General features: G+C 59.7%; 16 protein-coding genes. 12 read left to right on the plus strand and 4 right to left on the minus strand.

What is annotated here, in order from left to right:
• The first annotated feature begins 48 nt into the window (after window positions 1–48).
• From ACK3EW_RS08865 to ACK3EW_RS08880, 4 genes are all read left to right on the plus strand, one after another.
• Window positions 49–936, plus strand: coding sequence for a PfkB family carbohydrate kinase (locus tag ACK3EW_RS08865; RefSeq protein ID WP_493809272.1), 888 nt, complete (start codon window positions 49–51; stop codon window positions 934–936).
• Window position 937: 1 nt separating this feature from the next.
• Window positions 938–1,855 (plus strand): pseudouridine-5'-phosphate glycosidase, encoded by a 918-nt coding sequence (locus tag ACK3EW_RS08870; protein WP_493809273.1) that lies wholly within the window; start codon window positions 938–940, stop codon window positions 1,853–1,855.
• Window positions 1,856–1,937: 82 nt separating this feature from the next.
• Window positions 1,938–2,618 carry a DUF502 domain-containing protein gene (locus ACK3EW_RS08875; protein ID WP_493809274.1) on the plus strand — a complete coding sequence of 227 codons (681 nt, stop codon included), beginning with the start codon at window positions 1,938–1,940 and terminating at the stop codon, window positions 2,616–2,618.
• A gap of 96 nt (window positions 2,619–2,714) precedes the next feature.
• Window positions 2,715–3,632 (plus strand): calcium/sodium antiporter, encoded by a 918-nt coding sequence (locus ACK3EW_RS08880; protein ID WP_493809275.1) that lies wholly within the window; start codon window positions 2,715–2,717, stop codon window positions 3,630–3,632.
• On the opposite strand, the gene ACK3EW_RS08885 is transcribed toward ACK3EW_RS08880, so the two are convergent.
• The 3 genes from ACK3EW_RS08885 to ACK3EW_RS08895 form a co-directional block, all read right to left on the minus strand.
• Window positions 3,616–4,647: a patatin-like phospholipase family protein gene (locus ACK3EW_RS08885; protein WP_439120698.1), complete on the minus strand. Its 1,032-nt coding sequence runs from the start codon at window positions 4,645–4,647 to the stop codon at window positions 3,616–3,618. The genes ACK3EW_RS08880 and ACK3EW_RS08885 overlap by 17 nt on opposite strands.
• Window positions 4,648–4,737: 90 nt before the next feature.
• A complete protein-coding gene (locus ACK3EW_RS08890) occupies window positions 4,738–5,511 on the minus strand; it encodes a 3-hydroxybutyrate dehydrogenase (RefSeq protein ID WP_493809276.1) in 774 nt (257 codons plus the stop codon).
• A 78-nt stretch (window positions 5,512–5,589) separates the two neighbouring features.
• Entirely contained in the window at window positions 5,590–5,958 is a 369-nt protein-coding gene (locus ACK3EW_RS08895) for a nuclear transport factor 2 family protein (protein WP_493809277.1), read from the minus strand.
• A gap of 242 nt (window positions 5,959–6,200) precedes the next feature.
• On the opposite strand from ACK3EW_RS08895, the gene ACK3EW_RS08900 reads away from it, so the two are divergent.
• The 3 genes from ACK3EW_RS08900 to ACK3EW_RS08910 all read left to right on the plus strand — a co-directional run bounded on the left by ACK3EW_RS08900 (window position 6,201) and on the right by ACK3EW_RS08910 (window position 8,488).
• A complete protein-coding gene (locus ACK3EW_RS08900; RefSeq protein ID WP_493809278.1) occupies window positions 6,201–8,018 on the plus strand; it encodes an extracellular solute-binding protein in 1,818 nt (605 codons plus the stop codon).
• Between the two features lie 3 nt (window positions 8,019–8,021).
• A complete protein-coding gene (locus ACK3EW_RS08905) occupies window positions 8,022–8,138 on the plus strand; it encodes an entericidin EcnA/B family protein (RefSeq protein WP_085630777.1) in 117 nt (38 codons plus the stop codon).
• 116 nt (window positions 8,139–8,254) lie between these two features.
• Window positions 8,255–8,488: a hypothetical protein gene (locus tag ACK3EW_RS08910; RefSeq protein WP_493809279.1), complete on the plus strand. Its 234-nt coding sequence runs from the start codon at window positions 8,255–8,257 to the stop codon at window positions 8,486–8,488.
• A 3-nt stretch (window positions 8,489–8,491) separates the two neighbouring features.
• Here ACK3EW_RS08910 and ACK3EW_RS08915 read toward each other — a convergent pair whose 3' ends face one another.
• On the minus strand, window positions 8,492–9,118 hold the full coding sequence (locus tag ACK3EW_RS08915) for a helix-turn-helix domain-containing protein (protein WP_493809280.1): 627 nt from the start codon (window positions 9,116–9,118) through the stop codon (window positions 8,492–8,494).
• 78 nt (window positions 9,119–9,196) lie between these two features.
• On the opposite strand from ACK3EW_RS08915, the gene ACK3EW_RS08920 reads away from it, so the two are divergent.
• The 5 genes from ACK3EW_RS08920 (at window position 9,197) to ACK3EW_RS08940 (ending at window position 14,307) form a co-directional block, all read left to right on the plus strand.
• The gene (locus ACK3EW_RS08920; protein ID WP_493809281.1) at window positions 9,197–10,690 is read left to right on the plus strand and encodes a class I adenylate-forming enzyme family protein; all 1,494 of its coding nucleotides are present in this window, start codon (window positions 9,197–9,199) and stop codon (window positions 10,688–10,690) included.
• Window positions 10,691–10,754: 64 nt separating this feature from the next.
• Entirely contained in the window at window positions 10,755–11,399 is a 645-nt protein-coding gene (locus tag ACK3EW_RS08925; RefSeq protein WP_493809282.1) for a DsbA family oxidoreductase, read from the plus strand.
• An 8-nt stretch (window positions 11,400–11,407) separates the two neighbouring features.
• On the plus strand, window positions 11,408–11,767 hold the full coding sequence (locus ACK3EW_RS08930) for a potassium channel family protein (RefSeq protein ID WP_493809283.1): 360 nt from the start codon (window positions 11,408–11,410) through the stop codon (window positions 11,765–11,767).
• Window positions 11,768–11,833: 66 nt separating this feature from the next.
• Window positions 11,834–13,054: a multidrug effflux MFS transporter gene (locus ACK3EW_RS08935; RefSeq protein WP_493809284.1), complete on the plus strand. Its 1,221-nt coding sequence runs from the start codon at window positions 11,834–11,836 to the stop codon at window positions 13,052–13,054.
• Between the two features lie 38 nt (window positions 13,055–13,092).
• Window positions 13,093–14,307, plus strand: coding sequence for an NADP-dependent isocitrate dehydrogenase (locus tag ACK3EW_RS08940; RefSeq protein ID WP_439120688.1), 1,215 nt, complete (start codon window positions 13,093–13,095; stop codon window positions 14,305–14,307).

Genomic DNA, 14,307 nt, shown 5'->3' on the forward strand with positions numbered 1-14,307 from the left:
TGCAATCCCGCTCTTGCGCTGGCATATCACTCGGGCGATGACGGGCACATGACACAGCGTCTTGATATCCTTTGCATCGGCTCCGTCCTGTGGGACGTGATCGGCAGGTCCGACCGCCATATGAAACACGGCGCGGATGTGCCCGGCCACATCACCCGCTTGCCCGGTGGCGTGGCGCTGAACATTGCGATGACCCTGGCGCGCTTCGACCTGTTGCCCGCCTTGCTGAGCGTTGTTGGACGTGATCCCGAAGGCCAGGAACTTGTCGCGGCCTGTGACCGGCTTGGCTTGATCACCGATCATCTCTACCGCTCGGATGACTTGCCGACCGATCAATACATGGCGGTCGAAGGCAAGAACGGCCTGATTGCCGCCATCGCGGATGCGCATTCGCTGGAACAGGCGGGGGACAAGATCCTGCGCCCGTTGATCACCGGGCCTGTGGGTTTTGTCGAAGCCCCCTTCCCCGGTCCCATCGCGCTGGATGGCAACCTGACGGAAGCGCTGCTGGACCAGATCGTGCACCACCCGGCCTTTGCCGCCGCCGATCTGCGTATCGCCCCCGCGTCGCCGGGCAAGGCAGAACGGCTTTTGCCCTTCATTCGTGCGGGCAAAGGGGTGCTGTATGTGAACCTTGAAGAGGCTGGGCTGCTTTGCCAGACCGAATTTGTAAGCGCCCCGCAGGCCGGTGCTGCGTTGGTGGAACGCGGTGCAGCCCGTGCGCTGGTCACCGATGGTGGCAACGTCACATGCGACGCAACCAAGGACGGCATCCTTGCTGAACGCCCACCCGAAGTGATGGTGACCCGCGTAACCGGCGCAGGCGACACCTTCATGGCCGCCCATATTGCATCCGAACTGCGCGGTGCCGACCGCCCCACAGCTTTGCACCGCGCGCTTGCCACTGCCGCTGCCTATGTCGCCGGAGGAACCTGACATGACCGCCCTGCCCCTTGATATCTCTCCCGCTGTTCAGGCTGCGCTTGACGCGGGCAAGCCTGTCGTCGCGCTGGAATCGACGATCATCACCCACGGGATGCCTTGGCCGCAGAACCTCGAAACCGCGCGTGCGATTGAAGACACGGTGCGCGAAGCGGGCGCGGAACCCGCCACGATCGCAGTTATCGAAGGCCGCCTTTGCGTGGGCCTGAGCGCGGGTCAGCTAGAAGCGCTGGCGCAGGCCAAACAGGTCGCCAAGCTCAGTCGCGCCGACATGGCGGTCTGCATGGCCAAGGGTGCCACAGGCGCCACAACCGTGGCCGCAACCATGATCGCGGCGCATATCGCGGGGATCGACGTGTTCGCCACCGGAGGCATCGGCGGCGTGCATCGTGGCGCAGACCAAAGCTTCGACATCTCCGCCGACCTTCAGGAATTGTCCCAAACCCCCGTCACCGTTGTGGCCGCGGGTGCAAAGGCCATCCTAGACCTGCCAAAAACCTTGGAGGTTCTGGAAACCCTTGGTGTTCCGGTCATGGCTTACGGTCAAGACGTGCTGCCCGCCTTCTGGTCGCGCGGCTCTACTCTCACGGCACCGCTGCGCGCCGACACACCTGCCGAGATCGCCAAGGCCCATACCATGCGCGCCGCCCTTGGTCTGCCGGGTGGGCAATTGATCGCCAATCCGATCCCCCCCGAGGCCGAAATCCCGCACGCCGAGATCCACCCGATCATCGCCCGCGCCACGCAAGATGCCGAGGCGCATGGCATCTCGGGCAAGGCGCTCACCCCGTACCTGCTGCAACGCATTTTCGAGCTGACCGAAGGCCGTTCGCTCGATGCCAATATCGCACTGGTGCTGAACAATGCCCGTTTGGGGGCGCAAATTGCACAGGAATTGATGTCTCTGCGTTGAAAAACAGGATCTTGCCGCCTGACCCCATTGTAGACAGCAGTCCGACCTCCTAGGTTTTCCCAGAACCAGTGACGGACCCACCATGACCACCCCCTTTGATCCTGAGCGGCGCAAACCCGGACTGATTACGGGCCTGCGATCAAGCTTCCTGACAGGCATCGTCGTCATTGCCCCGGTGGCTCTGACGATCTGGCTGATCTGGACGATCATGGGTTGGATCGACGGGTTCGTGCTTCCGTTGGTGCCCGGTCGCTTCAACCCCGAACAATATATCGGCATCAACCTGCGCGGCGTGGGCGTCATTTTTTTCCTGGTGTTCACGATTGCCGTCGGCTGGGTCGCCAAGGGTCTGATCGGACGGTCGTTGATCCGCTTTGCCGAAAGCTTTGTCGAACGCATGCCGGTGGTCCGGTCGATCTACAGCGGGGTCAAACAGATCGCTGAGACGATCTTTGCCCAATCCGAACGCAATTTCGAAAAGGCCTGCCTGATCCAGTATCCGCGCAAGGGCATCTGGGCGATCGGCTTTATCTCGACCGACGCACGCGGCGAGGTGTCCAACAAGGCCGAAACCATGGGCAAACTGATCTCGGTCTTTGTGCCCACCACGCCGAATCCCACATCGGGTTTTCTGCTGTTCTTTCCGGAAGAAGACGTGGTCGAGCTTGAGATGTCGATCGAGGATGCAGCGAAACTCGTGATCTCGGCGGGGCTTGTCTATCCCAATGCCAAAGACCCGACCCAGCCCGCCAAGGCGGCATAATTCTTTTTGCCCTCCGCTTGAACGGCCCCGTGTCCTTGCACACCTACCCGCTACGGTCCGACGCAGTTTCGCGCGTGACACGCTGAGGTCTTCCCCTTGAACCTGATCCTTGTGGCCTTTGGCCTTGTCGCGCTGCTGGCGGGCGGCGATCTCTTGGTGCGCGGTGCGGTCGGTGTGGCACGCCGGTTCGGTGTATCGCCTTTGGTGATCGGGCTCACGCTGGTGGGCTTCGGCACCTCCGCCCCCGAGCTTGTGACCTCTCTCAGCGCCGCCCTTGCCGGAGCACCGGCAATTGCCCTTGGCAACGTGGTGGGCAGCAACATCGCCAACATCCTGCTGATCCTAGGCGTCGCGGCACTGATCCGTCCGGTGGCCGCGCAGATGGCAGGCCTGCCACGCGAGGCGGCATGGGTGGGAGGCAGCGCCCTCGCATTTGCGGCCCTTGCGGTCAGCGGTCAGATTTCCACATGGTCTGGTGTCTGCCTGATTGGGTTTCTGGGCTTCTACCTCTGGGGCGCCTTCCGCAGCAGTTCTGTGCCTTCAGATGATCTGAGCATCCCCACCGATCCCCTTCCCAAGGCCGCGACCTTGCTTGTCATCGGTCTGGCCCTCACCATCGGAGGCGCGATTGCGCTGGTCGACGGCGCGACAGGCATCGCGCGGGCCTATGGCGTACCCGAAGCGGTGATCGGTCTGACGCTGGTCGCTGTCGGCACCTCGCTGCCAGAGCTTGCCACCACCGTGATGGCCGCCCGGCGCGGCCAATCGGATGTGGCGCTTGGCAACATCCTCGGATCGGGCATTTTCAACATCCTCGGAATTCTTGGCACCACCGCGCTGGTCGCCCCCCTGCCCGTAGATGAGAGCCTGTTGCCCGATATCGGCGTGATGTTGACCTCCACGGCCCTACTGATCGGCCTGCTCTTCTGGAAAAAGTGCATTGGCCGCAAGTCAGGCGGTACGTTTCTGCTGCTTTATGCCGGATATATGGCGTGGCTCAGCCAAACATTCTGACAAGATCGGCCGTCTGCCGCTGCCCCAGATCATCCTTGTGATGCGCAAGGAACGACCCTGCGGCACGGCGGCCGGCTGCTTTCAACTCGGCGATAACCGACGGCACCGGGATCATCTTGGTCGCAACCGAAAGATCGTTCATGAGGTCGTCATCGGCGATCATGTGCACCCGGACATTCTTCATTGCCCCTTCCTGAATCTTGCCATCGGCAATCAGGCGCTGCACGAATTCGATGGCGCGCAGCTCCCGCAGCAGCGACGAATTGAAACTGATCTCGTTGATCCGGTTCTGAATCTCGTTCGGCATCACCGGCACGGTATCGCGCTTCAGCGGATTGATGTTCACGATCACCACATCATCGGGCAATTCCGCATCGTAGAGCGGAAACAACGCCGGGTTCCCGGTATAGCCCCCGTCCCAGAACGCCTCCATGTTGCCGGTCTCCGGGTCTTCCACCTCTACAGCTTGAAACAGCGTTGGCAGACAGGCCGAGGCCAAAATGCTTTGGGTACTGATCGCATCACCCTCGAACACCCGCACTTTGCCATCGCGGACCTGCGTGGCGCAAACGTAAAGCCGGGGCCCTTCCATTGCGCAGACCCGTCCAAAATCGAACTGGTCGACGATCTTCTCCAACGGGTTCTCGTAAAGCGGCCCCCAGGCATACGGCGACATCATCCGCCCCAGCGTATCACCCAGCATGTAGATCGGCGAAAACTCCAAACCGGTGCTGATCGCCGCCGGAGTCGGCAGCCACGCCTGCATCCATTTCGGCACCGCCAGATCATCCAGTCGCGCCACCTGCGCCCAAAGCCATTCCAGATTGTCCCGCGCGCCCTGCCGCCCGTTCTCCAGCCACCCGGATTTCAGCGCGGCCCCGTTCAGCGCCCCGGCAGAGGTGCCGGTGATCGCCGCGATCTCCAGATCGTCCTCTTCCAAAAGACGGTCCAGTACACCCCATGTAAACGCGCCATGCGCACCGCCGCCCTGAAGGGCAAGATTGATCTTAACCATACTGTCCCCTGCACCTTCATCTTGCCCAATAAACTCCGGGGAGCACGAGGGGCTGGCCCCTCGCAAACCGCGGTCGCATTCGGAACCTGCTCAGGCGGCGGTCCAGCCGCCGTCTACAGCCAGGGAAGTCCCGGTGATCTGGTCAGCCGCAGGGCTGCATAAGAACAACACTGTTCCTGCCAGTTGTTCCACCGTCACGAACTCCTTGGAGGGCTGCTTGGCGAGGATGACCTTCTCGATGGCCTCGTCTTCTGAGATATCATACTGCTTGGCCGTGTCGGGAATCTGCGCCTCGACCAACGGGGTCAGCACATAGCCCGGACAGACCGCATTACAGGTGATCGGCTCTTTCGCGGTTTCCAAACCGACCGTCTTGGTAAGGCCAAGAACGCCGTGTTTTGCCGTGACATATGCGGCCTTGTAGGGCGAGGCGCGCAAACCGTGTCCCGACGCGATGTTCACGATCCGACCCCATCCCGCCTTGCGCATCAAGGGCAAAGCGGCCGCCGTGGTGTGAAATGCTGATGACATATTGATCGCGATAATCGCATCCCATTTCTCGGTCGGGAATTCGTCAATCGGGGCGACATGCTGGATGCCTGCGTTGTTCACAAGGATGTCGCAGGCACCGGCCTGTTCGATCAGTGCACGGCATTGATCAGGCTTCGACATATCGGCCTGGATATAGCGCACCGTGACGTCATGCTCCTTGGCGATCTCTGCAGCAAGCGCATGATCCTCGTCCCGGTCGGTAAACGAATTGATCACCACATCCGCGCCTGCACGGGCCAGTTCATGCGCCACACCCAAGCCAATCCCAGAATTCGATCCGGTGATGACAGCAGTTTTCCCTTTCAGCGACATGATCGCTCCTTCCTTGGTCTTTTGCTTGTGCAGCATGCTACATGCTGCAACTGCATAACACAAAGAAAGGATGTTGGTTCACGCCTCTGGCGGCTGTGCGCCGAAAAAGCCGATGATCTCACTCAGACGGCCATCGGCACCGACGCGCCCACAGTCGATCCCCTGTACCGGAACCGTGCCATCCGTCATGACCATACGCCACGCAAAACGGATACGGTCGTGATGCGCATCCACCCCCGAGGTCAGCTCGATTCGAGCGCCCGGAAACTGCGCATGAACATGACCGATATGCGCATGCAGCGAATCGCGCCCCTGCGCCTCGCCGCCGGGGTCTTGGTAAAAGCCATCATCCGACCACGCGATCTCAAGAAGGGCGCGCCGTTTGTCCGAGTCGGCTTCGCTCCATGCATCGCCATAGGCCTTTAGAACTTGGGTCAAGCTGCCCATCTCACCTCACCTGCTGTTGCGTCACTCTTGCAGAACGGCTGATATACAGACAAAAAAAAACCCCGGCACGAAGCCGGGGTTAAGTTATTGAGGCAGGTTTCATACAGGCAAGAAACCTATCGAGCAGTAAGTCCGTTATAGGCAATTCTTCGCAGCGTTCCAAGCTAAAAGTTTGAAAAGCCACGAAAGCCCAGTTACCGTCAGGCACAACAAAACAAGGGCAGACAGGGATTGTTGCGAAAATGAGATCGGTTTTTTTCCTAAAACGTCACATCAGCATCGCTGCTTTGACACTCGCGCTTAGCGCGCAATTCGCAACGGCAGACCCGCAACACGGCATAGCTATGTATGGCGACCCGGAACTACCACCGGATTTTGTGTCCCTCCCCTATGCCAACCCAGAGGCACCCAAGGGCGGACGCATCGTGACAGGCGAGGTTGGCGGCTTCGACAGCCTTAATCCGCACATCGCCAAAGGCTCGACCCCGTGGCAGCTTCGGTTCCTCGCTTATGAAAGCCTGATGGGTCGAAACTGGGACGAACCGTTCACACTTTACGGCCTTCTCGCCGAATCAATCGAGGTTGGCGAAAATCGCAATTGGGTCGAATTCGTCCTGCGTGAAGAGGCGGCGTTCTCGGATGGCACGCCGCTCACCGTGGAAGACGTGATGTGGTCCTACGAGACCCTCGGCACCATCGGGCACCCCCGCTACCACGGCGCGTGGAAGAAAGTGGCGTCGATGGAACAGACCGGACCGCGCAGCATCCGCTTTACCTTCAACGAAGACGATCCCGAAATGGCGCTGCTGATCGGCATGCGTCCGATCCTGAAAAAGGCCCAGTGGGACGGCAAGGAATTCGACGCGTCCGGCATCGACGAGGTGCCGATTTCGACCGCCCCTTACGTGATCGACGATTTCGAGGCGGGCCGCTTTGTCAGCCTCAAGCGCAACCCAGACTATTGGGGCCGCGACGTCAATTTCATGCGCGGTCAGGCGAACCTTGATGAGATCCGCATGGAATTCTACGGCGACGGCACCGCCATGTTCGAGGCGTTCAAAGCCGGTGCGCTGAATTCAAGCCGCGAATTCAATGTCGAGAAATGGGACACGCAATACGACTTCCCAGCCATCGATAGCGGTGATGTGGTCAAGTCGGTGATCCCGCATGAACGCCCGTCGGGCATGACCGGGTTCGTGATGAACACCCGCCGCGAGCAATTCAAGGACTGGCGCGTGCGCGATGCGATGCTGCATGCGTTCAATTTTGAATTCATCAACGAAACCATGACCGGCTCCAAACAGCCGCGCATCACCTCGTATCTGTCGAACTCGGTTCTGGGCATGCAGGACGGTCCGGCAGAGGGCCGCGTGCGCGACCTTCTCGAACCATTTGCAGCCGACCTGCTGCCCGGCGCACTGGATGGCTACGCCCTGCCCGTTTCAGACGGGACCGAACGCAACCGTGGCAACATCCGCGCTGCCATCGACCTGATGGAACAGGCGGGATACACGATCACCGATGGTAAGATGGTCGGCCCAGACGGCGCGCCCTTCACCTTTGAAATCCTGCTCCAGCAAGGCAGCACCGAGGAACAGTCGATCATCGACCTCTATACGCAATCGCTGGATCGGGTCGGCATCACACCGACGATCACAACGATCGACTCGGCGCAGTTCAAGGAACGGACCACCAATTACGACTTCGACATGAGCTACAATCGTTGGGGCATGTCTCTCAGTCCCGGCAACGAACAAAAGCTCTATTGGGGTTGTGACGGTGTCGAAAATCAGGGCACACGCAATTGGATGGGCATGTGTTCCCCCGCCGCCGAGGCGATGGTGGACGCGATCCTGCAATCGGACTCGCGCGATGACTTAGTTGCCGCCACCCGCGCGCTGGACCGGGTGTTGACCACGGGCCGCTATGTTATCCCGATCTACCAGTGGAACATCAGTCGCATCGCGCATGCGAAAGAGCTCAAATACCCGACCGAAATCCCGATCTACGGCGATTGGATCGGCTGGCAGCCTGATGTCTGGTGGTGGGAAGAGGAGTGATCCATGCGTGCATGGGTACTTTTCATACTGGTTTCAGGCGCGCTGAGCGCCTGTGCCACTGTTGACGGCATCGGTCAGGATATTTCGACCACGTCCCGCACTGTCCAAAGCTGGTTCTAAAACTCCGACCAACCAACGTCTGCGGCGCGCTGCCCCATGCGACCGCGCGCCGCTTTTTAGCGACTCGCTCTGCATGCCATCGTAGACAGTGCGAGGGGCGTTTGGAGGAGCGTCTGATGACTTGGACTGACATCACTGAAAACTGGACAACCGCGTTGGCCCATTTTGAGGCCCGCTTTCAGCTTCTCAGCCGCGAGGCTTTGGAACAGCCGCCACAGGATCTGACCGGCCTGACCCAGCACATTGCAGTGACACATGATCTGACCGATCTGGAAGCCAGCGAGGAATTGGCGGATTGGCTGTTCTTTCAATCGCTGGCCAGACAGGTGCAAGACGTCAGTCTGCACTGACCTTTACGTCGTACTAAGTGACGTAACCCATAGGATGCTGGCATCGTCATCCGAGACCGAGATCACGTTATGCCCCATCGTGGCGTCGTAATAGGCGCTGTCCCCCCGGCGCATTTCGACCGGCTCGTAGAACTCGGTATACAAACGGATCACGCCGGTCAGCACGTACAGGAACTCTTCGCCGTCGTGACGTACCCAACCGTCGAATTCATCAACCGTGCGCGCCCGCACCCGCGCCCGATACGGAAGCATCTGTTTTTTCGTCAGGTTTTCTGCCAAAAGCTCGTGTTCGTAAGTGGTTGTGGCGTGTTGTTGACCTTGCCCATTGGGCGTGACCACCATTCTGCCATTGACCTTTTCCCGCTGCGGCGGCGTGAAAAGCTGCGGCACGCCGATCTGCAATCCGATGGCCAGCTTCTTCAGCGCGTCATACGTGGGCGACATTTGCCCGTTCTCGATCTTCGACAGCGTCGACCGCGCCAACCCCGCCTGCTGCGCGGCTTGCTCCAACGTCCAGTTCCGTGCCTTGCGCAAGTCACGCACGCGCTCGCCCAGGTTCAGCGGCTCGGGCTGGTCTTGGGCACCGGTGTCGCGCGCGATACGGATCAGGTTTTTCGGATCATGAGTCATGGGTGCATCTATAGTGCCAGCTTACCTCTCCGGCAACCTGCGCTTGCGGCGCTTTCGTTTGCGGCCTACGGCTGTGGCATGACCTCGATATCCGACACTGGCCCTTGGCCGCCCTGCCCGCAGGACTTTAATCTGACAGCCCATGTTCTGGCCGCCAGCGACCGCGCGCCGGACAAGATCGCTTTGGCTGTAGTGAAACCCACCGGCGCCCAACGCTGGAGCTATGATCGCCTGCGCAGCGCCATCCTTGGCAGCGCCACCGGGCTTTTACAAAGTGGTCTTGTTCCGGGCGACAGGCTGTTGATGCGGGTGGGCAATTCCGTCGAATTTCCGGTGGCCTATCTCGCCGCCATCGCGGTCGGGATTGTGCCGATCCCCACATCGTCGCAACTCACCGAACCTGAAGTTCAGGTGCTGATCGACATGACGGAACCGACAGCGATCCTGCATGACGGTCAGACCACCTGCCCGGCATCCGTACGGGTGATCCGTACGGATCAGATGTCTGAATGGTACGGCCTGTCACCTGCCCCCTTTGCTTTCGGTGATCCGAACCGTCTGGCCTATATCATCTTCACCTCTGGCACTTCAGGCAAACCCCGCGCCGTCTGCCACGCCCATCGCGCCATCTGGGCACGCGGGATGATGATGGACGGCTGGTACGGCTTGACTGGGTCTGATCGCCTCATGCACGCAGGCGCGTTCAACTGGACCTATACATTGGGTACGGGCCTGTTGGACCCGTGGACCAAAGGTGCCACCGCCCTCATCCCGGCGCAGGGCGTCGAACATGCGCAGATCCCGCTCCTGCTCAAGCGTCATGAAGCAACGATTTTTGCTGCAGCCCCGGGTGTTTACCGGAGCATCCTAAAGTCAGGCAGTCTTGATCTGCCAAAACTGCGACATGGCCTGTCTGCCGGGGAAAAGCTGCCCGCGTCGATACGCGACACGTGGTATGCGGCGACGGGCACCCGTGTTCACGAGGCGTTCGGCATGTCTGAATGTTCGACCTTCATTTCCGCGGCTCCCGGATCACCCGACTTGCCGCCAGAAAGCCTTGGCTGGCCACAACAGGGCCGCCGCATCGCGATCATGGGCGATCAAGGCCCAGTCCCCATCGGGACTCCCGGCATCATTGCCGTACACCGAGACGATCCAGGCCTGATGCTGGAATACTTAAACCAGCCCGAGGAAACTGCTGCCCGGTATCAGGGCGATTGGTTTCTGACCGGAGACATGGGCGAAATGACAGAAAACAAAGACATTTTATACCACGGCCGCGCCGACGACATGATGAATGCAGGCGGGTTTCGTGTCAGCCCGCTAGAGGTTGAAGCTGCCTTGCTGGCCCATCCCGACATCCACGAGGTCGGTGTCACCGATATCGACATCAAAGCCGACACCCGCGTGATCGCGGCGTATTACGTGTCGGACCGCCCGCTGGACCACATCGCAGCTGAACGTTTGGCCCGCTACAAACAACCGCGACTTTATACCCGCGTCGCGTCCCTGCCCCGTAATGCCAACAACAAACTTCTGCGCCGCGCGCTCCCGGACCATCCGCCGCTCTGACCCATGCTTACCAATCGCGGCACAGTCTGCTAGACCGATCCCAACGTCTGGAAAGGAATACCTCATGGTCAAGCTCGACATCATGTCCGACCCGATTTGCCCTTGGTGCTACATTGGCAAAACGCATCTCGACCGCGCGTTGGCGCAACGCCCCGACCATCCCTTTCTGATCACGTGGCACCCATTCCAGCTGAATCCGGAAATGCCAAAAGAAGGCGTGGATCGTCGCGCGTATCTCGAGGGCAAGTTTGGCGGCAAGGAAGGTGCGATCAAAGCGTATGCGCCCGTGGTGGAGCATGCCGAGAAAGCAGGTTTGAGCATCAATTTCGAAGGCATCCAGAAAACGCCGAACACCCTTGATGCGCACCGACTGATCCACTGGGCCGGGATCGAAGGCCACCAAAATGCAGTGGTCGATGCTTTGTTCACAGCATATTTCGTCGACGGCCGCGATATTGGTGACACTGACGTTCTGGCTGATATCGCGGATTCGTGCGGCATGGATGCCAGTGTTGTGCTGCGGCTCTTGGGCACAGACGAAGACCGTCGTGATATCGTCGACCGGGATGCAGCGGCGCGCGGTATGGGGATCACATCGGTGCCCACGTTCATTGTCGCCAGCCAACACGCCGTCCCCGGCGCGCAACCGACCGAATTGTGGCTGAAGGTGCTGGACGATCTGGCACAAGGTGCCACGCTCGACGCATGAACACGCCGGTGCGTATCATAACTCTGATTGTCACACTGGTGGCGATCATCATCGGTGGTACAGTTTTCTTTCGCTGGGCAGAAGGCTGGAGCTGGCTGGACTCGTATTTCTTCACCGTGGTGACATTGTCCACGGTGGGTTACGGCAATCTTGTTCCAGTGACCGACATCGGCAAGGTCGGCACAACCGTCTTTATCCTGTTGGGGCTGGGCATCTTTGCCGTGACAATTCAGCAATTCGGAATGTTTGCCATGCGGAAACGCGAAGAACACACCGAATGGCTGATCGCGCGGTTTCAAGAACCCGAACGGACCGCCAACACTGACGACGATCCGGTGATGCCGTCCGACTTAGCTGACAAGACCTGATCACGTTCCCCACTGTTCCCTCAAGCCACATGGTGGTACGGCTCCCGCAGGTTTTCCGGAGTCCCCATGCCCACTGCCATGTCGCGTACAGAGTTCGTCGCCCTGATGGCCATGCTGGCAGCAACGGTCGCCCTGTCCATCGACGCGATGCTTCCTGCGCTGCCGCAAATCGCCGAGACACTCTCGCCCGACAACATCAATAAAGCGCAGCTGATCGTCACAAGTTTTGTGCTGGGAATGGGGCTCGGCACCTTTGTGACCGGTCCATTGTCTGACACGTTTGGGCGCAAACCGGTGATGCTCTGGGGGTCGGTGCTCTACATTATCGGTGCCGTGGTCGCCTCTTGGGCGCAATCACTCGAAGTGCTGTTGGCCGCGAGGGTCGTGCAGGGACTGGGTGCTGCTGGGCCGCGTGTCGTGGCGATGGCAGTGATCCGCGATCTATACGCCGGGCGCGGCATGGCGCAGATCGTGTCCTTCGTGATGATCGTCTTCTCTTTGGTGCCCGCAATCGCGCCACTGCTTGGCTCTATCGTGATCGACATCTGGGATTGGCGCGCGGTGTTTTACGGCTTTGTCGGGTTCTCGGCGATTTCTGCTATGTGGGTTGCCATCCGCTTGCCGGAAACCCTTGCCCCGGAAAACCGCAGGTCCCTGCGCCTCCACGCGCTGCGCGCTGCCTTTGTGGAAATGTTCGTCCATCCCGTTGTCCGCATTTCGATCGCCGTGCAAGCGTTGTCCTTTGGGATGCTGTTCGGGTTGCTATCGTCGATCCAGCAAATCTTCGACATTACCTTTGACCGGGCCGAGTCCTTTCCGCTCTGGTTCGGCGCTGTGGCCATCGTCGCCGCATCTTCGGGCTTTCTGAATGCCCGTTTGGTTATGCGGCTGGGCATGATGTACCTCGTCCGGGTGATGCTGCTGGCGCAGGTGGTGCTGTCGGCTGCGATGATCTTTGTCGCAACCGCTGCTGCTGCAGGCCACGTATCGAACGACCTGTATTTCGGGGCCTTCGTGATCTGGCAGGTGTCGCTGTTCTTTCAGGCGGGTATGACCATTGGCAACCTGAACGCCATCGCGCAGGAACCGATGGGTCATATCGCGGGTATGGCCGCCAGCGTCATCAGTTCCGTGGCGACCGTTTTTGGTGTGGCGCTTGCCGTGCCAGTGGGGCTGCTCTTTGATGGCACCCCCCTGCCTTTGTCGGTCGCGATCTTTTTTCAAGCCGCACTCGGGCTTGCGCTCATGCGCCTCATGGTGCGGGTCGATGCGCGGATGACAACCTGATACGGTTACGCCCAAGACGTTGGAAAGGACCCTCCCCCATGTCGAAAATCAAAGTCGATAACCCCATCGTCGAAATGGACGGCGATGAAATGACCCGCATCATGTGGGATTTCATCAAGCAAAAGCTGATCCTGCCCTATCTCGACATCGACCTGCTTTATTACGATCTGGGCATCGAGGAACGGGATCGCACCAACGACCAGATCACCATCGACGCCGCCGAAAAGACCAAAGAGGTCGGCGTTGCCGTCAAATGCGCGACCATCACCCCCGATGAAGCGCGGGTCGAAGAGTTTGGTCTCAAGCAGATGTGGCGCAGCCCAAACGGCACGATCCGCAACATCCTTGGCGGCGTGATCTTCCGCCAGCCGATCATTTGCCGCAACGTGCCGCGCCTTGTGCCGGGTTGGACCAAACCCATCGTCGTTGGCCGTCATGCCTTTGGGGATCAATACAAAGCGTCCGATTTCAAATTCCCCGGACCGGGCAAGCTCACCATGAAGTTCGAAGGCGCCGACGGCGAAGTGATCGAACGCGATGTCTATGACGCGCCCTCTGCGGGTGTCTTCATGTCGATGTATAACCTTGATGCGTCGATCACCGATTTCGCACGGGCGTCGTTCAACTACGGGCTAAACATCGGTTGGCCAGTATATCTTTCGACTAAGAATACCATTCTGAAACAATATGATGGCCGCTTCATTGAGATTTTCGCCGAGATTTTTGAGGCCGAATTCAAAGACGCGTTCGAGGCCAAGGGCATCGAATATCAGCACCGCCTGATCGACGACATGGTCGCCTCTGCATTGAAATGGTCTGGCGGCTTTGTCTGGGCCTGCAAGAACTACGATGGCGATGTTCAGTCCGACACCGTGGCGCAGGGGTTCGGGTCGCTGGGCATGATGTCGTCCGTCCTCATGACCCCCGATGGCAAGATCGTCGAGGCCGAGGCCGCGCACGGCACCGTCACGCGCCATTACCGCCAGCATCAGGCGGGCGAACAGACCTCCACAAACTCCATCGCGTCGATCTATGCATGGACTGGCGCGCTCAAGCACCGGGCCAAGCTGGACGAGAACATCAGTCTGCGTGCTTTTGCCGAAACGCTGGAGCGGGTTGTGGTGGAAACGGTCGAGGCCGGGTACATGACCAAGGATCTTGCGTTGCTGGTTGGCCCGCAGCAAAGCTGGTTGACCACAATGGGCTTTCTGGAAAAGCTGGATGAACGGTTGAACGCGGCTTTAACGGGGTAA

Source organism: Marivita sp. NO-S04 (genome assembly GCF_059070475.1).